This is a genomic window from Eikenella sp. Marseille-P7795, from assembly GCF_916618725.1.
Classification (GTDB): domain Bacteria; phylum Pseudomonadota; class Gammaproteobacteria; order Burkholderiales; family Neisseriaceae; genus Eikenella; species Eikenella longinqua.
Window position 1 is genome coordinate 43,311 of the sequence record NZ_CAKAJZ010000004.1, and the last position, 23,394, is coordinate 66,704.

Genomic DNA, 23,394 nt, shown 5'->3' on the forward strand with positions numbered 1-23,394 from the left:
ATAGAGGCTACCTGAAATTTTTCAGGTAGCCTATTTCCAATTTCTTCTCATCCATAGGTTAGCTTAATGAAGCATCTATCCTGCCTGCTTTCTGCCATAGTGTTATCTGGCGCAGTAAATGCACAAACCTACTTCAGCACCAAGGAATTGCCGTATGAAGGCAGTTCCAACATCATGTCCTTCGAACCCGCATGCGGAAATATCCAATACAGGCAAACAGGGCTTACCGTTCCCCAATGGTTTTTACAGCAGGCAAAACCGCTGGATATGCCCTACCCTCCTAATACCCAATTACGCCCCATTGCTGAGCCACAAATTTTGCTGCGACAATCCCATCTGACCGGCACACAGATCCCCTGCCAGCATAATGCCGAGGCATACCTGCAATCATTGGATGAAGCCGTGGAAGAAAACAGGCGTCATCAAGGTGAAGCGGGTTACATTCCTTACGATACAACGAGTTTTATTCAAGAGAAACATAAACAGCTGATGCTAATTAAAACAAATTGATTTTCACAGCCCAGAAATACAATAAATTGCTATCCAGCCTGCCAATCCGGTTCACTCAAACATAGGCTACCTGAAAACCTTTTCCCTTTTCAGGTAGCCTTTCCACCCAGAAACCCATCATGAGCAACACCAACTACGTCTGCTTCCGCTGCCCCCAGTGCGGCGGGCGCACCGTCGAGCTCTCCTACAAAATCCCACTACTCCCGAAAAGCAAAATCAAATCCTGGCAAACCCTGCATCAGCAGCTCCTCAGCGAACGCGAGCAATACCAAGCCGACCTCGCCTACCGCCTCACCCGATACAAACACGAGCTGGAACGCGAAATCGACGCCATCCAACAAAAACTGGCCGAAGGCAAGCTACACCCGCAGCACAGCAAAAAACTGCGCGCCACCCTCAAGCAAAAAGAAAACCAATACAAAAATTGCAGCTTTGGCTAAACCCGCCACCCAATAAAAAGGCTACCTGAAACGCACAAACCGTCTTCAGGTAGCCTTTTCCCCAAGCGGTATCGCCATACCGCCGCCCGGAAGCAAACGCCTGTCGCCCAATTTTTTCAGGTAGCCCCTCCACCGGAAAGGCTACCTGAAAGTGAGTAAAGTGAATTTCGTTAAAACGTCATGCAGCTAAGAATCCTGATTATTCAGCATCCTGCAACTGCACCGACCGATCCTGCTCATCGCGCGGCAGAATCAGGTTCAGCACCACCGCCATAATCCCGCCCGCCGCAATCGCATTGCGGAACACCTCCGGCAGCGCCTTAAACACCTCCGGCTCAAAAGCCACGCCCAAGCCGATGCCCACCGAAGTGGCCGCAATCACCGCTTCGCGGCGGTTGATGCCGTGCGTCATAATGATGCGCACGCCCGCGATGGCAATCAGGCCGAACATCAGCACCATCGCCCCGCCCAGCACCGGGCTCGGAATCGTGGTAAACGCGCGGCCCACCACCGGAAACAGCCCCGCCAGCACCAAAATCGCCGCAATATAGCGCCCCACATGGCGCGAAGCCACGCCCGTCATCTGAATCACACCGTTGTTTTGCGCAAACGTGGTCAGCGGCAGCGAGCCCAGCGCCGTGACAATCACCGACACCAAGCCGTCGGCAAACACCCCGCCGCGCAGGCGCTGCTGAAACTCGTCGCCCTCATACGGCTGGCCAGACACCATCGCCGTGGCCGTGAGGTCGCCCACCGCCTCAAACACGCTCAAAAGATAAATCGTGCCCGCCACCAAAAACGCGCTCCAATCAAAGGCAAAGCCATATTTAAACGGCACCGGCAGCGTGAACAGCGGCGCATTTTGCAGCGGGGTGAAATCCACAATCCCCATCACCAACGCCGCCGCATAGCCCGCCACCAAGCCCACCGCAATGCCGCTCATGCGCAGCAGCGGATTGCGCATGCAGTTGAACAGCAACACAATCACCAGCACAAAGCCCGCCAGCCCGATATTCTGCACCGAGCCGAACGCCTCCGTGCCCTTCGCGCCGAAACCGCCGCCAAAATCCGTAATCCCGATATCAATCAAGCTCAAACCGATCAGCAACACCACCACGCCGCTCACTGTGGGCGTGATCACCCGTTTCAGATAAGGCAGCGCCCAAGCCGAAGCGCAAATCAAAAACGCGCCGGCAAACGACACCCCGAGCAGCGTGGAGAGCATTACATCCGTGCTCAGGCCTTCTTTCTGGTAGCCCAGGCCCAGCGAAATCATCACGCCCACAAAAGAAAAGTTCACCGACTGAATCGACAGCATGCCCGAGCCCACCGGCCCGAAGCGGCTCACCTGCAAAAACGTGCCGATGCCGGAAGCCACCATCGCCATCGACACCAGATAAGCCGTGGTTTCCACAGGCAGGTTCAACGCCCCGCCCACAATCAGCGCCGGCGTTACCATCGGCACGAAAATTGCCAGCAAATGCGTGATCGCGCTCAACAGCGCATTGGCAAAAGGCGGCTTGTCTTCCAGTTTGTACACCAAATCCGCTTCGGCGGCGGCTCGCATATTGGCATCAGCCATGATGATTCCTTGTTTGAAATACAGAAAACGCAGCCACACCGCTGCGGCCGCAGAAAATAAATGGGCGCGATTGTACCGCCGTTTGCCGATGGCGGGAAAGCCTGCGCGATTGCCCTTCCGGTTTTCACTGCGCGGCAATGTGGCTTTTTGCGGAAACTTATTTGCCTTTTCAGGTAGCCTCCTGCGGGTAAGGAGGCTACCTGAAAATCCATTTCCCATTTTCCCAAATACATAGGGCTGATTCATTGCCGGTATCTCAAGCAGGCAGACGGCGCCAATTAACAACAGCAAACCGAGTAAAGCGGCATATCATTGATATTTATCAAACTAATCTGCTCATCAGGCTCTCCTAGCTGCTATACTGCAAAGGCCAAGGGGCAATCAAGCCAACATCGGCCAACTCACTACGGAGAACGTCATTATGCTGAAAAAAATATGGATTTTAGGTTTGTTCTGTTTGCCTGCCGCTGCTATGGCCGATTCATTTTGGCTGCACAACGGTTCGGTTATGCGCCTGCAGGCCGAAGGCAATGCGCGCGTTTTTAGCTATGAAAACCCCACCGCACGCATGCGTGGCGCCGGAGTGAAGTCTGGCACCGTATTGTTTGAAGGCCAGCGGCGCGGCAACCGCTACACAGGCCAGGCAAGGGTTTTCTCGAGCAATTGCGGGGAGTTGGTCTACAACGTTAGCGGCAATGTGGTAACCGAGCGGCGCGTGGTATTAACCGGCACGCGCGAGCAATACAACGCCAGCTGCCAGCCCACCGGCCGCTTCGTGACCGACCGCCTGGTCTTCACTTACCAATACTCCGAATAGCCGCCGCCCGAATCCCAACAGGCTACCTGAAGAATTCAGCCGCACAGCAGAGTGTTGTGCGGCTGAATTCTTCAGGTAGCCTCTTTTTCATTACAGCTTCGCCAGCGCGTTTTCCGCCAAATCCTGCAAGGTTTCGGCAACGGGGCGGCGGTTGGGTTTGAGGTTGATGGTGGTGTGTGCTAAGCCCTGTTCTTTTTGCTGCTGCCAAAATTCCAAAAGCCCTTTGCTGCCGCCGCGCAGGTAGATGTTGTTGTAGAGTTTTGCCGGTTCGTCGGGGTTTTCCGAAAGCTCGACCCAGTTGGCGTAGCCGAACGGACGCCAATGCCCGTCTTGGTTCAACTCTTTTAACGTATTGACGATTTTTGCCGTGTCTTTGGGGTTTACACCGTGCCAAATCCACGCGTCGGCGGTGTTGGCAAGCCAGCCCAATTCCTGTCTGGCGCGTCCGATGGCGACCATCGGCAGGCGGTGCGGGATTTTGGGGATGAAACCGATGTTGCCGTTCAGGCTGCCGTAGTGCGTGCCGTCAAACTTGGGAAAATCCTGCGTGGTCAGCGTGCGTATCATGTCCCAGCTTTCGCGGAAGCGTTCGGCGCGGTTGTCGAAATCGGCTTTAAAGGCGGGATATTCCACGGGGCGGTCGCCGCTGGACAAACCCAAAATAAAGCGTCCGCCGGTCAGAACCTCCGCACTGGCGGCGGCTTTGGCGATGTGGATGGGTTCACGCAGCGGCGACACCAAACCCGCCGTGCCGATGGCGATGTTTTGCGTTTTTGCCGCCAGATAGCCGAGTGCGACAAACGGGTCAAGCCCCTGCCCCACGTCGCCGAAATTGGGGTCGTAAAACGGCACATCACGCAGCCACAGGGCGGCAAAGCCGAGCTTTTCCGCCAGTGCGGCGGTTTCGCCCAAGTCTTCGATGTTTGGGAAAGGCGAGTCGGGATAGCCTTTAAACGGTGCAATCAGCCCGACGGTGAGTCTGTCTTTTTGGAATACCTGCGAAAAGGCTTTGTGCGACGCCAATTCAGGCAAAAGCCGGCGGTTTTCAGACGACGTTTCCGCCGCGTTTTCAAACAGGCGGCTGTTGTCCTGACCGAGTATGGAAAAATTGGGGATGTTGTTCATGATGGTTTCTCCGCTTGATGAGGTTTGCTTGTGTTTATTATATTCTTTTTGATTTAAATGATAATATGGGGAAAACTGGAAACAGTTTTGTGTTTCAGACGACCTTTATTCCGTTATCAAACGGCACAAAGGCATTTGTTACGGCACGGATACCACCACTTTCCCGATTTGCGCGTTGCTTTCCATGTATTCATGTGCTTTGCGGATGTCTGCAAAGTCAAATATACGGTCAATTTCCGGTTTCAGGCTGCCTTGTGCCAATCCTTTGCCGACATATTCTTTGGCACGCGCCAGTTTTTCAGGAATGGTGGTGATTTCAAACAATTCATATCCGCGCAGGGTCAGGTGTTTGGCGAGAATATCAAATACCGGCACGGCAATATCGTCATGGCTTAATGCGCCGTAAATGAAATAGCGTCCGTCATGCGCCATGGCTTTGAAAATATCCGCCGCTTCTTTGCCGCCGACCGGGTCGAACACCAAATTTACACCCTTGCCGCCCGTGATTTCATTCAAGCGGGCAGTAATATCGTCTTCTTGGGTCGCCAGCACAAAATCCGCCCCTTTTTCCAAAAGCACATCGCCTTTGGCATGAGTACGGGACAATGCGACCACGGTCGCACCCTGCATTTTGGCAATTTGGATGGCTGCCAGACCGACGCTGCTGGTTGCCGCACCAAGCACCACGACCTCACCTGCTTTCAGGCTGCCCAGTTCGATTAACGCGCCGTAAGCAGTAACGAACATCATCCAGCTTGCCGCCGCCTGCTCAAAACTCAAGTTTTCGGGATGTTTGACGACAGCGTGCGCCGGCAGGTTGGCAATTTCGGCATAAGTCCCGTATTCGGTAAACATAAACGACGGAATAATGCTCACTTTGTCGCCTACGGACACACCTTTTACATCTGCACCCACTGCCGTAACGACACCTGCACCTTCATAGCCGAGTTTGGCAGGGAAAACAGGATCGATAACGTATTTTCCTGTACGGTACATGATTTCGGCGCGATTCAATCCCAGTGCGTGCATACGGATTTGTACTTCTCCTGCTTGCGGTGCGGAAACGGCAATATCGCGGATTTCTAAAACATCGGCATTGCCGACGCGGTCAAATTGGATTTGGCGGCTCATCATGAATACTCCTGTCAAAAAATTAAGTAGAGATATTATATTCTTTTTGATTTAAATGATAATATGGGGAAAACTGGAAACAGCTTTGCGTTTTATGCAATAAAAGGTCGTCTGAAACAAAGGATAATTTATGGACTACTTCTCCGCCCTCGCCATTTTCCACCACACCGCCGAAACAGGCAGTTTTACCGCTACCGCCAAAGCCTTGGGCGTTGCCGTTTCGTCCGTAACCCGCCAGATAGACCGGCTGGAAGCGGATTTGGGGCTGCCGCTGTTTGCCCGTTCCACCCGCAGGCTGTCGCTGACCCGCGCAGGCAAGCTTTATCTGGAAAAGACCCGTGCCGTTTTGGACGATTTGGCGCGTGCCAACCAGTCGCTTAAAGACGAAATTTTAGAGCCGTCGGGCAAACTCCGGCTCACCTTTCCCACCGATTACGGCGCGTGCAGACTTGCCCCGCTGCTGTCCGATTTCGCCCGCCGCTATCCCAAAATCGAGCTGGAACTGTACGCCGCCGACCACTTTGTCGATTTGTTCGCCGAACCTGTGGATTTGGCGGTGCGGCTGGGGCGGGTGGAAGACACGCGGCTGGTGGCGCGTAAAATCGCCCCGCAGGTGCGGATTTTGGTTGCTTCGCCCGACTATCTCGCCCTGTACGGCGAGCCGCAAACCCCGCAGGATTTGACGCGGCACAACTGCCTGCCCTATGTCTATCGCGGCTACGCGCCCAAATGGTTTTTCCGCCGAGACGGCAAAATCCAAAGCGTCCCGATACGCGGCAACCTGTCGGGCAACAGCGCATCCATACTGCTTGCCGCCACGCTGGACGGACAGGGCATCAGCCACCTGCCCGACTGGCTGGTGTCGCCGCACCTGCAAAAAGGCAGCCTGAAAACCGTCTTGACCGACTGGCAAATCACGCCCACGCCCACCGACGAAGCCGACGGCGTGTATCTGGTTTACCCGCCAAACAGCAGGAACACGGCGAAGATTGACGCGTTGGCGGGGTTTTTGCTGGAACGGTTGGGCGCGGCCTAAACCGCAAACAATCCGACCAAATGTTTTTCAGGTAGCCTCCATCCCGCAGCAGGCTACCTGAAAAAACATTCAATTAGATTTTAGCTTCGCAGAACTCCGCTTCCTGCGAAAGCTCCGTTTTAACTGCGCTGAAGCTCACGCTTTCAGGTAGCCTCCCGCACGCCCACGCTTTGCCACCGCCCGCCATTTAAGCGACAATCCACTCCTCCGCAGCCCTAAAGCCTTCCTCCCGCCCATGTTCCCCACATCCATCCTCGAAGCCATCCCCCACGCCGGCCTGCCTGAATGGCAATACCGCCAACACCGCGCCGCCATCAACCGCTTCCACGCACTCGGCGGCGTGCTCGACTTCCAGCAATTCGCCTACACTACCGCCGCACCCAACGAAACCGAACGCCGCGCATACCACCTCGCCACCGCCCAGCACACCCTCGCCGCCGTGATTGCCGAGCACAACGAACAATCAGCCCGCCGCCTCAAGCGCCTGCAAGCGCAATACCTGCTGCCCGAGCAAAGCCCCCTGCCAATCAGCCAACATTTCAGCCTGCAAAGCAGCATGGGGCAGAAAATCAGCGCCGAGCAGTTCTACGGCAACCAGCTCGACCTCGCGCAAAGCCGCCTCATCGTGCGCGATTGGAACAAGCAAAGCCGCCACTTCGGCCAGCACTTCCACCACGACAGCCAAACCAGCGCCGAACCCGCCCTCGCCCGCAACCCGCCCGGCAGCGCCTTCTGCCACGCCTTCCTCAACCCGCCCTACCCGCCCCAGTTCGGCGACTCCCCGCGCGAAGTGGGCGAATACTTCCTCCAATTCTGCCGCCAGCTCTTCGGCAGCCTGAGCAACATCGAAGCCTACGCATGGGATACCGACTGCTCCAACTATTTCGACGACGGCCGCGAATGGTGGGGCGCCTACTTCTGGACGGTATACAGCCCCGCCAACGGCCGCTACACCGGCATCATGGGTTCCGCCACCGATTAAGCCGCCATTAAGCCCGAGCCGCGCAAAAATTTTCAGGTAGCCTCTGCCGCACAGCAGGCTACCTGAAAATATTCCGGCCTTAGTTTAGATAAATAAGCCATCCCGTTTTCAGGTAACCCACTCAAAGGCTACCTGAAAATTTCCGCCAGAGAACGACTTTCCTCAAAGCCCAATACAGCTTCAAGCCTCAACCCTCCCCGCGCTCAAACGCCGCAATCTCCCCCACCTTCGGCGCATAGCTGCTGCCCGTGTCGTGGCGCAAATCCAGCCAAATATCCACCAGCGCCCAGGCCGCCGGCGCGGCAATCACGTTCTGCCCCATGCACAGCACCTGCGCGTCGTAGTTTTCCACCGAGCCGCGCAGCGTGAGCAGGTCGTGCGCCGTGGCCGCGCGGATGCCGCGCACCTTGTTGGCCGCAATCGCCGTGCCCACGCCCGTGCCGCAAATCAGGATGGCGCGGTCGGCGCGGCCGGCAGCCACTTCCTGCGCGGCGGCAAAGGAAAGCTGCGGATACGTGCCCTCTGGCGCCGACAAATCCAGCAGGCTCTGCACGCGCGCATCGGCCTGCAAATGCGCCTTGAGCGCGTTTTTCAGTTCCACGCCGTTGGCCGGCGCGGCAATCACCAGTCGCATGGTTTTCTCCTTGTAATCCAATGGGAAACCTGAGTATGCCCCTGCCGCGCCGCCGTTTCAAGCTTTGCCGCCGGTCATATTGCTTCCAAATATAGTGGATTAAAATAAGAATGGGACAAGGCGGCGAGCCGCAGACAGTACAGATAGTACGGCAAGGCGAGCCAACGCAGTAGCGTTCTTAATTTTAATCCACTATAGCCTTCTGCCGCTGCCGCAAAGCGATATAATCAGGCAAACCCTCTGCAAGGAGCACCCCATGAGCGAAATCATCGCCACCGTGCGCGAAATCCGCGTCGGCCGGCCCAAAGCCTTTGCGCGCAACCAAGTGAGCGGCATCGACAAACAGCCCGTGCCCGGCATCATCGCCGTCGGCCCCACCGGCCTCGAAGGCGACGGCGTGGGCGACCCGCGCTACCACGGCGGCGCCGATAAAGCCCTGCACTGCTACGCCCAAGCCCACTACGCCTACTGGCAGCGGCAGTTCCCCGCCAACCCGCATTTCCGCGCCGGCGGCTTCGGCGAAAACCTGTGTATAGAAGGCACCGACGAATGGCAGGTGTGCCTCGGCGACCAATGGCAAATCGGCACGGCGCGCTTTGAAGTGAGCCAGGGGCGGCAGCCCTGCTGGAAGCTGAACGAACGCTTCGAGATAGCCGACATGGCCGAGCGGGTGCAGCACAACCTGCGCTGCGGCTGGTATCTGCGCGTGCTGCAAACGGGCGGCATCCAAGCCGGCGACAGCGTTGCCCTGCTCTCGCGCCCCTTCCCCGATTGGCCGCTGGTGCGCATTCTGGCGCTTATCGACAGCCGTAGCTGCGATGAAACCGCCCTGCGCGAAGTGTTGGCGCTGCCGCTGCCCGCATCGTGGCGGCAGATGTTTGAGCGCAGGCTGGAAACGGGCGTGTGCGAAGATTGGCAGCGACGGCTCTACGGCTAAAATCAAGCGGCGCAGACACTCAAGTTTTCAGGTAGCCCCAGATGCAAAAGGCTACCTGAAAAACAAAATCTTCAGGTAGCCTGCTTCTATTGCACAATTTTTCAGGTAGCCTTCCAAGCGATGAGAGGCTACCTGAAAATTCCCCGCTCTATTTCCGCACAAGCCTATCCGCTGCCGCCCGTGCGCGGATTTTCATTTCCTCAGTCAGATAATCCTTCACCTGAGCATACACCAGCGTGATTACCGCGATGTCGTCGCTGAAGCCCAAGGGGCCGAGCAGGTCGGGGATGCTGTCGATGGGGCTCACGAAATACACCAGCGCGCCCACGATAATCAGCTTGGCGCGTTTGGGCACGGCGGGCGACTGAAACAGGAAATACAGCGCATACAGCTGCTCCACCACCGGCCGCCCCAGCCGCAGCGCGAAACGGCGCAGCTTGAGCAAAAAGCCGTCCGGCTCAAAACGGCGCCGGCGGAATTCGGGCACGAAATCTTCGGGGCGGGTGGGATTCTCTTCTCTCATGGCACACTCCTTGCGTGGTGATGCCGCCCAAATGGGCACGCTCGCGCAGGTTTCAAGCCGGTCGGCTTAATCATCGGGCAACAGCAGCTGCGGCGTCATTGCCGCCTTCAGCTTGGCATAGAGCCGCCCGTCGGCCGCACTTTTCACGCCAAACCACCAAATGCCCGATTTCTTCACCGTCCAATACGAGCCCGCCAGCCAGCCGCCGTTGAGCAGATAGCTACAAAGCTGCCCCAGCCAAGGCTGGTGCCCCACCAATATCAGATAATCCGCCCCTTTGTGCGCGGCAATCAGCGCGGGCAGCGCTTCCACATCATTAATCGGATTGAGCTCGGGCTTCACGGCATAGGGCAGGCCGAGCGCCTCGGCGGTTTGCCGGCTGCGCCGCGCCTGCGACGCCCACACTTCGGTGCGGCCGTTTAAATACGGGCGCAGCCATTCCGCGCTGGCGGCAGCCTGCTGCAAACCTTTGGCAGTGAGCTCGCGTTCCAAATCGGGCGAGCCGTCTTCCGCTTCGGCGTGGCGCCACAAAATAAGATTCATGTTTGCACTCCGGTTCTTTGATATAATCCGCATCTTACTGCTTTTCCAGCCTTTCAGGCTACCTGAAAGCTGGTTTTAGCCGCGCAGAAATTCGCCTTCCTTCGGGAACCTCGTTTTCAGGTAGCCTTCCCGCACTATGCCAGATAACCGCAAGCCATCCGCCCTCCAAGTCCTGCTGCCAATGCTGATTTTTGCCGCAGTCGGCATCGGCTTGTGGTTTCTGTTTCCGAATTTGCGCACGTCAAACGATACTGTCGGGAAACAACTAGAGCAGGAAACCATCCCGCCGATTGTTGTTTCCGAAGCGGCTTACACGCCACCGCGAACCCTTCCCGCCGAGCCGCGCGAAGAAACTAGGCCGTCTGCCCCGCCGCAGGCCGAAAGCACGCTGCTCACCTACCCCATCGTTTCCCCCACCTGGGGCGACAAATTCAACCCCCAGCGCGCTATCCCGCCGCAAGGTTATTCCGCCTGGTATTTCAACACCAATTTCCCCAACCGGGTCGTGGCCCGCGAAACGGTGAGCAGCATCGCCATCAATTATGCCTATAATGAATTCCACGGCATTCCCTCGCCCACTTTCGGCGCCTATTGGGCAGGCCGGCTGCACATTCCGCAGCGCGGCAAATACCGCATTGCCACCAACCTCAGCCATGCCGAACTGCGCGTATTGCTCAACCGGCATTTGGTTATGCAGGCAGGCGACCAAAGCAGCGACACCACCATCCTGCTCGAGCCCGGCGACTACCTGCTGGAAGTGGAATACGCCAACCGCTGGCACACCACCGGCTTCCAGCTCACCGTTGCCCCCGCCGTGAAAGAAATAGACGACGATGCCCTGGCAGCCGCCATCGCCGCGCAGCGTCTGCCCGCCGGCACCGTGGCCTATGCCATCGGCGTATCCAGCAGCACCAGCCGCGACAACCGCATCATCCTGCAAGGCCCGCGCAACAGCACGCCCTATGTGCTCATCCTCTCCAGCCACAAAGCCGTGCGCTGGGAAGTGCACGGGCGGCAGCCGCAACTGGTGGTGCACACCGGCAGCCGGCAAGGCAGCAGCGTGCACACCGATGGCAACGTGCCACAAATCGCCTGGAGCGGCCATGTGCCCGACAACCTTACCGACACCAGGCCGCCGACCTGTCATTGCATGCCCACTGGCGGTCTCTACTGCGGAAACCGCTCTTCCGACCTGCGCGATTTCACCGAAATCATCCAGCGCCGCACCGGCCTGCCCTTGCGCGGCGTGAGTACCCAGCACAACGCCTCCCTGCTCCCCATCCCCCAAACCATTATCAACCCAACCGCCTTGGCCGCCAGCGACCAGCGGCAGCAGGAGCTGGCCAAAGCCCGCCGCGCCTGCCTATCCAGCCCAAACAGCCGCCAATCCGAATCCAATCAGCCCATCCGCATGTATGCGCCCTAAAAAAGGCTACCTGAATTTTTCAGGTAGCCTTTCGCCATGCTATCACTAAGGCCGATAAGCTTTGCCGATTGCTTTTCAGGTAGCCTTCCTGCATTCCACCTAATCGATCCCGATATCCAAGCACACTATCTCGCCGCACCACTGCTGCGCGGCGGGGCTGGCGTGCGCCGGTTTGTAGGCGGCGAAGGCGTAGGTGAGATTGGCGTGGAAGGTGTCGGCGGTGGCTTCGGCGGTGTCGCCGTTGAGGCCGGTGGGGATGTCGAGCGCCACTTTATAAGCGGCGGTTTGGTTGAGCAGGCGGCAGCACTCGGCGGCCTGTGGCGGCAGGCTACCTGAAAAACCGGTGCCGAAAATGCCGTCTATAATCAAATCGTAACCCTGCCCCAGCGCGGCAGGCAAGGCTTGCGGCGGCAGGAAGCGGATGCCCGCCAAGCCATGAAGGCGGCGGCGGTTGGTTTCGGCCAATTCAGACAGCGCCTCGCCCAGCAACAGCACGATATCCGCCTGCCAGCCGCGCTGCTGCAACACGCGGGCGATCACCAGCGCGTCGCCGCCGTTGTTGCCCTTGCCGCACACCAAAAGCGCGCGGCCGGGCTCGGGCAGGCGGCGCAGCAAATCAGCCGCCGCGGCCTGGCCGGCGTTTTCCATCAGCTGCAAAAAACTGCTGCCGGCCGCCACGGCGGCCTGTTCGCGTTCGCGCATTTGGGCGGCGGTGTAGATTTTGGCATCGGCGGGCAGGGTCATAGCGCTTCTCCTGTGGTGGGTTTGGCGAAATTCTATGCCCTTCTCGGGCAAGAGGCTACCTGAAAATTTTAGCTGCGCAGAAATTCGCGAAGCTCGTTTTCAGGTAGCCTGTGTTTTATGTGCGGCTTAACGCGCGTGCTGTTTGGGCTGGCGGCGCAGGCGGCTGGGGTATGATGTGTGCGTTTCCACGCTGCCGTGTTCTACGGCGTTGAGGATGGCTTGCCCTCTTGGGTCTTGCGGGAAGCGGCGGGCGTATTCGCGCAGCAGGGGCAGGGCTTCGCTGCGTTTGTTTTGCGTCAAGAGGGCGGTGGCCAAATCGAGGCCGCGTTCTTTATGCCCGGCCTGATAGGCGGCGCGCAGCAGGGGGATGGCGCGTTCCGTGCGGGCGCTGGAGGCGAAGAAGGCGCCGAATTCGCCTTGGATGGCGGGTTTGGCGGCGGCGGGGGCGAGGGTGAGCAGCCGGTTGTAGTCGGCTTCGGCGCGGTAGGCATAGCCGGGCTGGTCGAGGTTGTGCCCCATCCAATTGAGGCGGGCGCGCATTTGCAGGAGGGAGAGGTAGTCGCTGTGGGGCACGGTGCCTGGGCGCGGGGTATTGTTTTCGATGAGGCTGTCGAGCAGCACGCCGATGGGGCGCAAATCGGCGATGGCGCGGCGGCGGTCGGCGTCGTTGTCGAAGTGTATGGGGTAGCTTCCCGCGTGGACGGCGAGGTTGTCAAACGCGTGCCGCAAGGCGGGCAGGTTTACGGTGATGGGCGGGTGTTCGGGGCTGCCGCTCACCAAGCTTTCCGGGTTCAGCGGCGGATAGGGCACTGCCAGGGCGGCAGCGGAATATACGGCAAGCAATACGGCTGTTAGATAGTTTTTCATGATGTTTCCATTCTCTGTTTGGGTTAAACAATCTGCCAAAGGCTACCTGAAAATCCTGCATCCCGTTTTAACTGCGTTGAAGCTCACGCTTTCAGGTAGCCTTTATTTTGCCCGCCGCAGCAGGCGCAAGGCGTTGGCCGACACCAGGAGCGAGCTCAGGCTCATCCCCAGCGCCGCCAGCCAAGGGGTAACGAAACCGGCCGCCGCCAGCGGCACCATAATCAGGTTGTAGCCCGCCGCCCACCACAGGTTTTCGCGCACAATCCACGCGGTGCGCCGGGCTTGGGCGGTGAGGTAGGGCAACGTGCGCATATTGCCGTTGAGCAGCAGCACGTCCGCCCCTTCGCGCGCCACGTCCGCGCCTTCGGCCACCGCCACCGACACATCCGCCTGCGCCAGCACCGGCGCGTCGTTGATGCCGTCGCCCACCATCAGCACTTTGTGCCCTTTCGCCTGCAAATCCTGCACATAGGCCAGCTTGTCTTCCGGCGTGGCTTCAGCGCGCACCGCATCCAGCGGCAAACCGGCCGCCACGGCATTGGCCGCCGCCTGCCTGTCGCCGCTGAGCAGGTGCAGGCTCAAGCCCTGCCGTTTCCATTCCGCCAACATGGCGGGCACTTCCGGCTTGGCTTGGTCTTGCAGCAGAAACACGGCGGCAAAGCCTTCATGACTGCCCAAATACACCGCGCCACCCGCGTGCTCCGCCTGCAAGTTTTCAGGTAGCCTGCCCGAAAGCTCGGCCACATAATCCAAACGGCCGATGCGCCATTGCGCCAACTGCCCATCCCGCCGCACTTGCGCGCCGATGCCGTGCCCGGCGCGGTTCACATAGTTTTCCGCTTCCAGCCTGATGGGACTGGGCGGGAGCGCGGCAATGGCGCGGGCGGCGGGGTGTTCGCTCTGCCGCTCCAAAAGCTGCGCCAGCGCCACGGCCAAATCCCGGCTCACGCCCTCGGCAGTGCGGATGGCGCACACGGAAAGGCAGCCGGTGGTGAGCGTACCGGTTTTGTCCAGCACCACGGTGTCCACCCGCGCCAGGGTTTCCAGGCTGTGCCCGCGGCTGATGAGCACGCCCTCGCCCGCCAGATGGCCGGTGGAGGCCGCCAAAGCCGCCGGCGTGGCCAGCGACAAGGCGCACGGGCAGGTGGCCACCAAGAGCGACACGGTAATCCACAGCGCGGTTTGCGCATCGGCATACCAGGCCCAGCCGGCAAACACCAATGCGCTCAGCAGCAGCAGCGCGCCCACAAACCAAGCCGCATAGCGGTCGGCCAGCTCCACCATGCGCGGCTTTTCCGCCAGCGCCCTATCCAGCAGGCGCACAATGTGCGACAGCCGCGTTTGGCTGCCCGCCTGCTCCACGCGGATAACAAGCGGGCTGCCGCCGTTGAGCGTGCCCGCGGTAACCGCATCGTCCGCCGCTTTGGGCACGGGCAAACTCTCGCCGCTGAGCATGGCCTCGTTCAGCTCGCTCTCGCCTTCCAGCACCACGCCGTCGGTCGGCACCACCTCGCCCGGCTTCACCAGCAGCACTTCGCCCGCCGCCAGCTTGGCCACCACCGCCTCTTCCGCGCGCGCCGTGTCCGGATAATCCGGCAGCCGGTGGCAAAACGCCGGCACCAGCTTCACCAGCCGCTCCGAAGCATCGCCCGCCTTGCGCCGCGCCAACTGCTCCAAATAGCGCCCGCCCAACAGTAGGAACACAAACATCGACACCGAATCGAAATAAATCCCGTCTTCCCGCCCCTGCAACAGCGCCAGCAGGCTGGCCGCAAACGCCGCCGCAATCGAAACCGCCACCGGCGTATCCATGCCCGCGCGGCGGTTTTTCCAATCGCGCCACGCCCCTTTGAAAAACGGCACCGCCGAATAAAACAACACCGGCAGCGTGAGCAGCATGCTCGCCCAATGCAGCATCCACAAAAAGCGCGGCTCGATTTCGCCCGCATAAAGATAAGTGGGCACCACATACATCATCACCTGCATCATCGCCAGCCCCGCCACCCACAAGCGCGTGAGCGCCTGCTTGCGCTCCGCCGCCGCCTGCGTTTCCATGCGTTCCGCATCATAAGGCGAGGCCTCGTAGCCGCTCTGGCGCACGCGCAGCAGAATATCCGACAGCGCCGCTTGCGAATTATCCCAAGCCACCCGCGCGCGCAGCGTGCTGTAGTTGATTTCCGCGCGCAGCACGCCCGGGAGCCGCAAAAGCTGCTGCTCAATCAGCCACACGCAGGCCGCGCAGGTTACCCCGCCCAGCATCAGCACCGCCTCGCGCTCGTTCCCCTCCTTCACTTCCACAAACTCCGCCTGCACATCCGGCAGGTCGTACAGCTTGAGCTGCTCCAGCACTTCCGGCGGCGGCAGCACCGCCCGTTCCGCCTCGGCCGTGCGGCGGTGGTAGTAGCTGCCCAGCCCGGCGGCAATGATGCTCTGCGCCACCGCCTGGCAGCCCGCGCAGCAGGCCGGATGGACGGCGCCTTCAAACTCAATCGGCATATCCAGCCCATCAGGCACGGGCAGGCCGCAGTGGAAACAGGTGTTGACTTGGGGTTCGGTGTGGCTCATGGTGTGTGTTCGCTTATAGAATGGCGCGGATTATAGGCTACCTGAAAGCGAAGCTCCAAGGCAGTTCAAACACAGCGCGGCCTTTTTTCAGGTAGCCCCAAGCCCCGGAGCAGAGGCTACCTGAAAGCGTGAGCTTCAACGCAGTTAAAACGGGCGAAGCGAGTTTCTGCAAAGCTAAAACCGAAAACCCTGTACCATATAGCCTGCCGCCGAAATTTTTTCAGGTAGCCTTTGAGAGAGACGGAGACACGCCAAAAGGCTACCTGAAAAATGACACTTAGCGAAATCAAAACGAACACCACGCATAACAACAAGGTTTGCAATCAGAAAGCGCCTTTCCAAACATACTGAAATCTTTTCAGGTAGCCTCACAAGTCACCCAATTTAAAACACAGCCAAATTACTTAAAGGACACCATACCCCATGTTCACCTCACGCGATCTCGGCCGATTCCTCTACTCCCTATTCAATGTATTGGAAATTCTCGGCATCGTGTTTGCCATCGTGATGGCGATTGCCGCCTCTTGGCTGTTTTACTACCTCAAACCGCAATGGGTAAAGAAGCAGATTTGGCTGATGCCCATTCCCGGGCTGCTTGTTGCGGTGGTGTTTTTCGTTATCCCGTATTTTCAGCAGAAAGAGCAGGATGAGCAGCGGCAGCGGGCATTGCAACAGGCCCGAGCCGAACGGGCGGCATGGCGCAAGCAATACTACGAGCCCGCCAAAGCCCGCTTCGACCAACTGTGCCGAAACGCCGGCGAGAAGATCTACCGCACCGCAGAGAATGTGGACGGCATCCTGCTGCTGAAAGTGCGCGGGGATGACGAGAAATATCAAGACAGCTTCTACAATCCGCTGAAAGACCAGATGTGGGAGGATGCGGCGGTGGAGAGTGAGTCAAAACGAGAGAAATATATTGAGAAATTTCTTCTTTATTCTAATCTTAGCTTTCCAAGGTATATCTATGCTGATGTTTTACAAAATTCAGGTAGCCCCTCTGCCCGCTGGAGGCTACCGAAAAACTTGAGCAAACCAATCCCCCAGTTTCCGCAAAACCAAAAACCTCCCCCTTTTGCGCTATACTCCCCGCCATGCTCACCGACAGCCACTGCCACCTCGCCGACCCCGCCCTCGCCCGCAGGCTGCCTGAAATCCTCAGCACCGCCCGCACCCAAGGCGTAACCCGCTTTATCGTGCCCGCCGCACAGGCAGGCGATTTCGAGGCCGTCTGCCGCCTGCACCAACCGCCCGAATGCTACGGCGCAGTCGGCCTGCACCCCTGGTTTGCCGGGCAATTCTCCCCCGAGCTGCTCGCGCAAACCGCCGCCCTGCTGCAAGCCCGCCCCAAGCTGCTGGTGGGCGAAATCGGGCTGGATTACCACGGCGAACGCAAGCAAACCCGCCCCGCGCAGCAAACCGCCCTGCTCGCCCAGCTCGACCTCGCCCGGCAATACCGCCGCCCTGTCATCCTGCACCACGTGCGCGCCGCCGCCGATACCGTGGCCGCACTCAAGCAAACCGCCTTCCGCTGCGGCGGCATCGCCCACGGTTTTTCAGGTAGCCTCGAAGAAGCCCGCGCCCTCATCGGCTACGGCCTGCTCATCGGCATCGGCACACTGGCGCTCAACCCGAACGCCCGCAAAGTGCGCACCGCCGCCGCAGAGCTGCCGCTGGAACACCTGGCGCTGGAAACCGACAGCCCCTTTATGCTCCCCGCCGGCGAAGCGGAAAACACCCCTGCCAACGTGCGGCGCGTGGCCGAAACCGTGGCCGCATTGCGCGGCATCGCCTGGCAGAAAGTGGCCGCCGCCACCGAGCGCAATATCGGCCGTTTGTTGGCATTCTGAATCGGCAGCAACCCGCGAATAGATTTCTGCGCCGTTTGCCGCATGATGTGCAGCCATGCCTGCCCAATCTGTTGTTTCCCCAATTGTTTCATTATTATCCGAAGCGCGGCACCTGCTTCCCAAGCCGATTCATTCACTTGCACCGTCCTACCGAAAACAGGGCAAATGGGGTAGAATGCCGCGCACGCAGGCGGCTTTTCATAATGATTATCCGTTTCTGCGCGGGCTCGAAAACCTGCCCGAATGTGATCCAGCCTTCCCCGTCTGTTTTAACCCAACATCAAGGAGTGCCCCATGAGCAACCTGAATACCCTGTTCCAACAAATCAAACAGCGTGATCCCGAACAAGCCACTTTCCATCAAGCCGTAGAAGAAGTTTTCGGCAGCCTTGCCCCGTTCCTCTCCAAAAATCCCCAATACACCAAACACAACCTGCTCGGCCGCCTGGTTGAGCCCGAGCGCGTAATCCTGTTCCGCATTTCCTGGGTAGACGACCAAGGCCAGGTGCAGGTAAACCGCGGCTACCGCGTGCAGATGAACTCCGCCATCGGCCCCTACAAAGGCGGCTTGCGCTTCCACCCCACCGTAAACCTGGGCGTGCTCAAATTCCTGGCCTTCGAGCAAGTATTTAAAAACGGCCTCACCACCCTGCCCATGGGCGGCGGCAAAGGCGGCTCCGACTTCGACCCCAAAGGCAAGAGCGACGGCGAAGTGATGCGTTTCTGCCAAGCCTTTATGACCGAGCTCGCCCGCCACATCGGCGCCGATTTAGACGTGCCCGCCGGCGACATCGGCGTGGGCGCGCGCGAAATCGGCTACCTCTACGGCCAATACAAACGCGTGCGCAACGAATTCGCCTCCGTGCTCACCGGCAAAGGCCTCAGCTACGGCGGCAGCCTGATCCGTCCCGAAGCCACCGGCTACGGCACCGTGTATTTTACCGAAAACATGCTGAAAACCCGCAACGACAGCATCAAAGGCAAACGCGTGGTCATCTCCGGCTCCGGCAACGTGGCCCAATACGCCGCCCAAAAAGCCCTGCAACTGGGCGCCAAAGTGCAAACCGTGTCCGATTCCGGCGGCTTCGTGAAATTTGCCGACAGCGGCATGACCGAAGCCCAATGGCAGGCTTTGAGCGAGCTGAAAAACGTACGCCGCGAACGCCTCTCCGTGTATGCCAAAGAGCAAGGCTTGGAATACCACGAAGGCAAACGCCCGTGGCACGTGCCCTGCGATGTGGCCCTGCCCTGCGCCACCCAAAACGAGCTCAACGGCGAAGAAGCCCAAGCCCTGCTGAAAAACGGCTGCATCTGCGTGGCCGAAGGCGCCAACATGCCCTCCACCCTGGATGCGGTTAAAGCCTTCACCGACGCGAAAATCCTCTACGCCCCGGGTAAAGCCAGCAACGCCGGCGGCGTGGCCACTTCCGGCCTCGAAATGAGCCAGAACGCCATCCGCCTCTCCTGGAGCAGCGAAGAAGTGGACAGCCGCCTGTTCGACATCATGGGCAACATCCACGAAAACTGCGTGGCCAACGGCACGGAAAACGGCTACACCAACTACGTGAACGGCGCCAACATCGCCGGCTTCAAGAAAGTGGCCGACGCCATGCTGGCACAAGGCGTGGTGTAAGCCCGTCTGCGGCAGGACTTCCCGCCGCCAAACGCAACGCTGCTCCCGCTCGGAGGCAGCGTTGTTTTATCGCCAGCCAGAGGCTACCTGAAAAAGGCTACATGAAAACTGCGCTGCCATTTTCAGGTAGCCTTTTTTAGGTAGCCTCCCCGCACCGTTGCATCCTCCACTCAAGCAATCACTCCAGCAGTTTCAATAGAAATTATTTTTGTTTGGCATAAGTGATTGGTTTAGAAATCCATACGCCAGCCCATACACCGCCCCGCCACAAAGCCTTACATTCCGCAATCTTTTTTTTGCCGCCAAAATACATTATATTGTGTGAGTTTAACTCACCGAACACATTATCTTGTGTTGTCACTCGAAATCAGGATGGGAAAATGAACGATACCGTTAATCTCAAAGTCACCAAGCGCGACGGCCGCTTGGAACCGATCAATCTGGATAAAATCCACCGCGTGGTTACCTGGGCCGCCCAAGGGCTGAAAAACGTTTCCGTATCGCAGGTTGAGCTCAAATCGCACATCCAGTTTTACAACGGCATCCGCACCGACGACATCCACGAAACCATCATCAAGGCGGCTGCCGACCTGATTTCGCAGGATACGCCCGACTATCAATATCTCGCCGCGCGTCTGGCGATTTTCCATCTGCGCAAAATCGCTTACGGCGAGTTCGAACCGCCGCATCTCTTCGACCACGTTAAAAAACTCACCGAAGCGGGCAAATACGACCGCCACATCATCGAAGATTATAGCCGTGAAGAGTTTGACGAACTGAACGCCTATATCGACCACAGCCGCGACATGACCTTCTCGTATGCCGCCGTGAAGCAGCTCGAAGGCAAATATCTGGTACAGAACCGCGTTACCCGCCAGATTTATGAAACGCCGCAGTTCTTATACATTTTGGTGGCGATGTGCCTCTTCAGCAAATACCCGAAAGAGACGCGCTTGGATTACGTCAAACGTTTTTACGACGCCGTTTCTACGTTTAAAGTATCGCTGCCGACCCCGATTATGAGCGGCGTGCGCACGCCTACGCGCCAGTTCTCAAGCTGCGTATTGATTGAATGCGACGACAGTCTGGATTCCATCAACGCCACCACCAGCGCAATCGTGAAATACGTTTCCCAGCGCGCGGGCATCGGCATCAATGCTGGACGTATCCGCGGTTTGGGCAGTGAAATCCGCGGCGGCGAAGCGCAACACACCGGCTGCATCCCGTTTTTCAAAATGTTCCAAGCGGCGGTTAAATCCTGCTCGCAAGGCGGCGTGCGCGGCGGCGCGGCAACCTTGTTCTACCCCTTGTGGCACATTGAAGCCGAAAGCCTGTTGGTATTGAAAAACAACCGTGGCGTGGAAGACAACCGCATCCGCCAGCTGGATTACGGCGTGCAAATCAACCGCCTGCTGTACACCCGCCTGATTAAAGGCGGCAACATCACACTGTTTTCGCCCAACGAAGTCCCCGGCCTATACGACGCATTCTTTGCCGATCAAGACGAATTCGAGCGTCTCTACACGAAATACGAGCAAGACCCGAACATCCGCAAGCGCACCTTGTCGGCTACCGATTTGTTCTCCACGCTGATGCAGGAGCGTGCCGGAACGGGACGCATCTACATCCAAAACGTTGACCACTGCAACACGCACAGCCCGTTTGACCCGCGCGTCGCGCCCGTGCACCAGTCTAACCTGTGCATGGAAATCGCCCTGCCGACCAAACCGCTGGACAACATCAACGACCCGAACGGCGAAATCGCCCTGTGTACCCTATCTGCCTTCAACTTGGGCGCATTAAACAGCTTGGACGAGCTGGAAGGGCTTGCCGATTTGACCGTGCGCGCACTCGACGCCTTGCTGGATTATCAAGATTATCCGGTCGAAGCCGCACGCACCGCAACCATGAACCGCCGCACGCTCGGCATCGGCGTCATCAACTACGCCTACTATCTGGCGAAAAACGGTGTCCGTTACAGCGACGATTCCGCGCTCGGCCTGACCCACCGCACCTTTGAAGCCATGCAGTATTACCTGCTCAAAGCATCGGTGAACCTTGCCAAAGAATACGGCGCATGCCCGCTGTTCAACCAAACCGTTTATTCGCAAGGCAAACTGCCCATCGACACTTACAAAAAAGACTTGGATGCCGTGTGCAGCGAACCGCTGTTGTGCGACTGGGAAAGCCTGCGTGCCGACATCGTCAAATACGGCCTGCGCAATTCCACCCTGACCGCACTCATGCCGTCTGAAACCAGCTCGCAAATCGCCAACGCCACCAACGGCATCGAACCGCCGCGCGGACTGGTAACGGTCAAAGCATCAAAAGACGGCATTCTGAAACAAGTCGTGCCGGAATTTGAAACCCTGAAAGACGCCTACGAAACCCTGTGGCAGCTTCCTGGCAACGAAGGCTACCTGAAACTTGTCGGCGTGATGCAGAAATTCGTCGATCAGGCGATTTCCGCCAACACCGCCTACGACCCGGGCAAATTCGAAGGCAATAAAGTTTCCATGAAACAAATGCTCAAAGACCTGCTGACCGCCTACAAATACGGCGTCAAAACCCTGTACTACCATAACACCCGCGACGGCGCGGACGATACGCAGACCGATATTCAGGATGACGGCTGCGCAGGCGGGGCTTGTAAGATTTAGCCGCCAATGAAAAGGCTACCGGAAAAAGGAAACAGTTTTTCAGGTAGCCTGTTGCCTTATATCCTTCACCATCACATTGCAAAAGAGAGCCGCCATGTCCTGCGAACACCTAGTCATGTCCTACAGCACCTTTTCCAAAACCCAAAACGACGCGCTCAAAGAGCCGATGTTTTTCGGCCAGCCGGTAAACGTTGCCCGCTACGACCAGCAGAAATACGAAGTCTTCGAAAAGCTGATTGAAAAACAACTGTCATTTTTCTGGCGCCCCGAAGAAATCGACGTGTCGCGCGACCGCATCGACTATGCCAATCTGCCCGAACACGAAAAGCATATTTTCATCAGCAACTTAAAATACCAAACCTTGCTCGATTCCATCCAAGGCCGCAGCCCCAACGTTGCCCTGCTGCCCTTGGTGTCGATTCCCGAGCTGGAAACTTGGATTGAAACTTGGAGCTTCAGCGAAACCATCCACTCGCGCAGCTACACCCACATCATCCGCAATATCGTGAACGACCCATCGGTCGTGTTCGACGACATCGTGCAAAACGAATACATCATCGCCCGCGCCGAAGACATCGCCTGCTACTACGACGACTTAATCGAATACACCCAGTATTACAACCTCTTAGGCGAAGGCGAACACCGCGTAAACGGCAAAACCATCGTGGTAAACCTGCGCGAGCTCAAGAAAAAGCTCTACCTCTGCCTGATGTGCGTAAACGTGCTCGAAGCCATCCGCTTCTATGTTTCCTTCGCCTGCTCCTTCGCCTTTGCCGAGCGCGAACTGATGGAAGGCAACGCCAAAATCATCAAGCTCATCGCCCGCGACGAAGCCCTGCACCTCACCAGCACCCAGCACATGCTCAACCTGATGCGCGCCGGCGCCGACGACCCCGAAATGGCCGAAATCGCCGAAGAGCTGGAACAAGCCTGCTTCGATCTGTTTAAAAAAGCCGCTGACCAAGAAAAAGAATGGGCCGAATACCTGTTTAAAGACGGCTCCATGATCGGCCTAAACAAAGACATCCTGTGCCAATACGTTGAATACATTACTAACCTGCGCATGCAGGCCGTCGGCTTGCAGCCCGCCTTCCCCGCCTCCGCGCAAAACCCGATCCCCTGGATCAACGCCTGGCTCTCCTCCGACAACGTGCAGGTTGCCCCGCAGGAAGTGGAAATCTCCTCCTACCTCATCGGCCAAATCGACGCCGAAGTCAATGCCGAAGACTTAGGCGATTTCGAGCTGTAATCCCGCCGGACATTGAGGCTACCTGAAAAATCAGGCCGAACTTTTCAGGTAGTCTCAAATGCCGGCTGCAAACCCATCCCTCTCCTGCCGGAGAAGGCGGCAAGCCATAGGCCAACTTCAGTTTCAAAGCCACCCATTTTTCAG

At 58.2% G+C, this 23,394-nt stretch carries 21 protein-coding genes; 12 read left to right on the forward strand and 9 right to left on the reverse strand.

Annotated features, from left to right (window positions below; translation table 11 throughout):
* Positions 1-66 precede the first annotated feature (66 nt).
* Together LG371_RS07570 and LG371_RS07575 are read left to right on the forward strand one after the other, a co-directional pair.
* Positions 67-510 (forward strand): hypothetical protein, encoded by a 444-nt coding sequence (locus LG371_RS07570; RefSeq protein ID WP_067593813.1) that lies wholly within the window; start codon positions 67-69, stop codon positions 508-510.
* Between the two features lie 119 nt (positions 511-629).
* Positions 630-950, forward strand: coding sequence for a hypothetical protein (locus LG371_RS07575; protein WP_225748183.1), 321 nt, complete (start codon positions 630-632; stop codon positions 948-950).
* Positions 951-1,149: 199 nt separating this feature from the next.
* Here LG371_RS07575 and LG371_RS07580 read toward each other — a convergent pair whose 3' ends face one another.
* Entirely contained in the window at positions 1,150-2,532 is a 1,383-nt protein-coding gene (locus LG371_RS07580; protein WP_225748184.1) for a nucleobase:cation symporter-2 family protein, read from the reverse strand.
* A gap of 472 nt (positions 2,533-3,004) precedes the next feature.
* Between LG371_RS07580 and LG371_RS07585 the strand changes: the two genes are divergently transcribed.
* A complete protein-coding gene (locus LG371_RS07585; RefSeq protein ID WP_218916367.1) occupies positions 3,005-3,349 on the forward strand; it encodes a hypothetical protein in 345 nt (114 codons plus the stop codon).
* Between the two features lie 90 nt (positions 3,350-3,439).
* Here LG371_RS07585 and LG371_RS07590 read toward each other — a convergent pair whose 3' ends face one another.
* Both LG371_RS07590 and LG371_RS07595 read right to left on the reverse strand, forming a co-directional pair.
* Positions 3,440-4,474 carry a TIGR03571 family LLM class oxidoreductase gene (locus LG371_RS07590; protein WP_225748185.1) on the reverse strand — a complete coding sequence of 345 codons (1,035 nt, stop codon included), beginning with the start codon at positions 4,472-4,474 and terminating at the stop codon, positions 3,440-3,442.
* Positions 4,475-4,612: 138 nt separating this feature from the next.
* On the reverse strand, positions 4,613-5,608 hold the full coding sequence (locus LG371_RS07595) for a zinc-dependent alcohol dehydrogenase family protein (protein WP_225748186.1): 996 nt from the start codon (positions 5,606-5,608) through the stop codon (positions 4,613-4,615).
* A gap of 127 nt (positions 5,609-5,735) precedes the next feature.
* On the opposite strand from LG371_RS07595, the gene LG371_RS07600 reads away from it, so the two are divergent.
* Together LG371_RS07600 and LG371_RS07605 are read left to right on the forward strand one after the other, a co-directional pair.
* A complete protein-coding gene (locus tag LG371_RS07600) occupies positions 5,736-6,641 on the forward strand; it encodes a LysR family transcriptional regulator (protein ID WP_225748187.1) in 906 nt (301 codons plus the stop codon).
* Between the two features lie 235 nt (positions 6,642-6,876).
* On the forward strand, positions 6,877-7,623 hold the full coding sequence (locus LG371_RS07605) for a hypothetical protein (protein WP_225748188.1): 747 nt from the start codon (positions 6,877-6,879) through the stop codon (positions 7,621-7,623).
* Positions 7,624-7,810: 187 nt separating this feature from the next.
* Here LG371_RS07605 and LG371_RS07610 read toward each other — a convergent pair whose 3' ends face one another.
* Positions 7,811-8,257 (reverse strand): RpiB/LacA/LacB family sugar-phosphate isomerase, encoded by a 447-nt coding sequence (locus LG371_RS07610; protein WP_067593825.1) that lies wholly within the window; start codon positions 8,255-8,257, stop codon positions 7,811-7,813.
* A gap of 256 nt (positions 8,258-8,513) precedes the next feature.
* Here LG371_RS07610 and LG371_RS07615 point away from each other — a divergent pair, with 256 nt between their 5' ends.
* Positions 8,514-9,194, forward strand: coding sequence for an MOSC domain-containing protein (locus LG371_RS07615; RefSeq protein WP_067593828.1), 681 nt, complete (start codon positions 8,514-8,516; stop codon positions 9,192-9,194).
* A 148-nt stretch (positions 9,195-9,342) separates the two neighbouring features.
* On the opposite strand, the gene LG371_RS07620 is transcribed toward LG371_RS07615, so the two are convergent.
* Positions 9,343-9,717: a YkvA family protein gene (locus LG371_RS07620; RefSeq protein WP_067593831.1), complete on the reverse strand. Its 375-nt coding sequence runs from the start codon at positions 9,715-9,717 to the stop codon at positions 9,343-9,345.
* A gap of 66 nt (positions 9,718-9,783) precedes the next feature.
* Positions 9,784-10,260 (reverse strand): histidine phosphatase family protein, encoded by a 477-nt coding sequence (locus LG371_RS07625; RefSeq protein ID WP_225748189.1) that lies wholly within the window; start codon positions 10,258-10,260, stop codon positions 9,784-9,786.
* A 136-nt stretch (positions 10,261-10,396) separates the two neighbouring features.
* On the opposite strand from LG371_RS07625, the gene LG371_RS07630 reads away from it, so the two are divergent.
* Positions 10,397-11,686 carry a PA14 domain-containing protein gene (locus LG371_RS07630; protein WP_225748190.1) on the forward strand — a complete coding sequence of 430 codons (1,290 nt, stop codon included), beginning with the start codon at positions 10,397-10,399 and terminating at the stop codon, positions 11,684-11,686.
* A 99-nt stretch (positions 11,687-11,785) separates the two neighbouring features.
* Here the strand turns inward: LG371_RS07630 and LG371_RS07635 are convergent, their stop codons facing one another.
* From LG371_RS07635 to LG371_RS07645, 3 genes are all read right to left on the reverse strand, one after another.
* On the reverse strand, positions 11,786-12,430 hold the full coding sequence (locus LG371_RS07635; protein WP_225748191.1) for an NAD(P)H-hydrate epimerase: 645 nt from the start codon (positions 12,428-12,430) through the stop codon (positions 11,786-11,788).
* Positions 12,431-12,556: 126 nt separating this feature from the next.
* The gene (locus LG371_RS07640; RefSeq protein WP_225748192.1) at positions 12,557-13,297 is read right to left on the reverse strand and encodes a tetratricopeptide repeat protein; all 741 of its coding nucleotides are present in this window, start codon (positions 13,295-13,297) and stop codon (positions 12,557-12,559) included.
* A gap of 102 nt (positions 13,298-13,399) precedes the next feature.
* Positions 13,400-15,862, reverse strand: a complete 2,463-nt coding sequence (locus tag LG371_RS07645) for a heavy metal translocating P-type ATPase (RefSeq protein ID WP_225748193.1) — start codon at positions 15,860-15,862, stop codon at positions 13,400-13,402.
* A 423-nt stretch (positions 15,863-16,285) separates the two neighbouring features.
* Here LG371_RS07645 and LG371_RS07650 point away from each other — a divergent pair, with 423 nt between their 5' ends.
* From LG371_RS07650 to nrdB, 5 genes are all read left to right on the forward strand, one after another.
* Positions 16,286-17,044, forward strand: coding sequence for a hypothetical protein (locus LG371_RS07650; protein WP_225748194.1), 759 nt, complete (start codon positions 16,286-16,288; stop codon positions 17,042-17,044).
* Positions 16,954-17,709, forward strand: a complete 756-nt coding sequence (locus tag LG371_RS07655; RefSeq protein WP_067593852.1) for a TatD family hydrolase — start codon at positions 16,954-16,956, stop codon at positions 17,707-17,709. The genes LG371_RS07650 and LG371_RS07655 overlap by 91 nt, the downstream gene beginning before the upstream one ends.
* A 294-nt stretch (positions 17,710-18,003) precedes the next feature.
* Positions 18,004-19,341, forward strand: a complete 1,338-nt coding sequence (gene gdhA / locus LG371_RS07660) for an NADP-specific glutamate dehydrogenase (protein WP_067593854.1) — start codon at positions 18,004-18,006, stop codon at positions 19,339-19,341.
* Between the two features lie 380 nt (positions 19,342-19,721).
* A complete protein-coding gene (gene nrdA, locus LG371_RS07665; protein WP_225748195.1) occupies positions 19,722-22,001 on the forward strand; it encodes a class 1a ribonucleoside-diphosphate reductase subunit alpha in 2,280 nt (759 codons plus the stop codon).
* A gap of 115 nt (positions 22,002-22,116) precedes the next feature.
* Positions 22,117-23,250, forward strand: coding sequence for a class Ia ribonucleoside-diphosphate reductase subunit beta (nrdB, locus tag LG371_RS07670; RefSeq protein WP_067593860.1), 1,134 nt, complete (start codon positions 22,117-22,119; stop codon positions 23,248-23,250).
* Positions 23,251-23,394 lie beyond the last annotated feature (144 nt).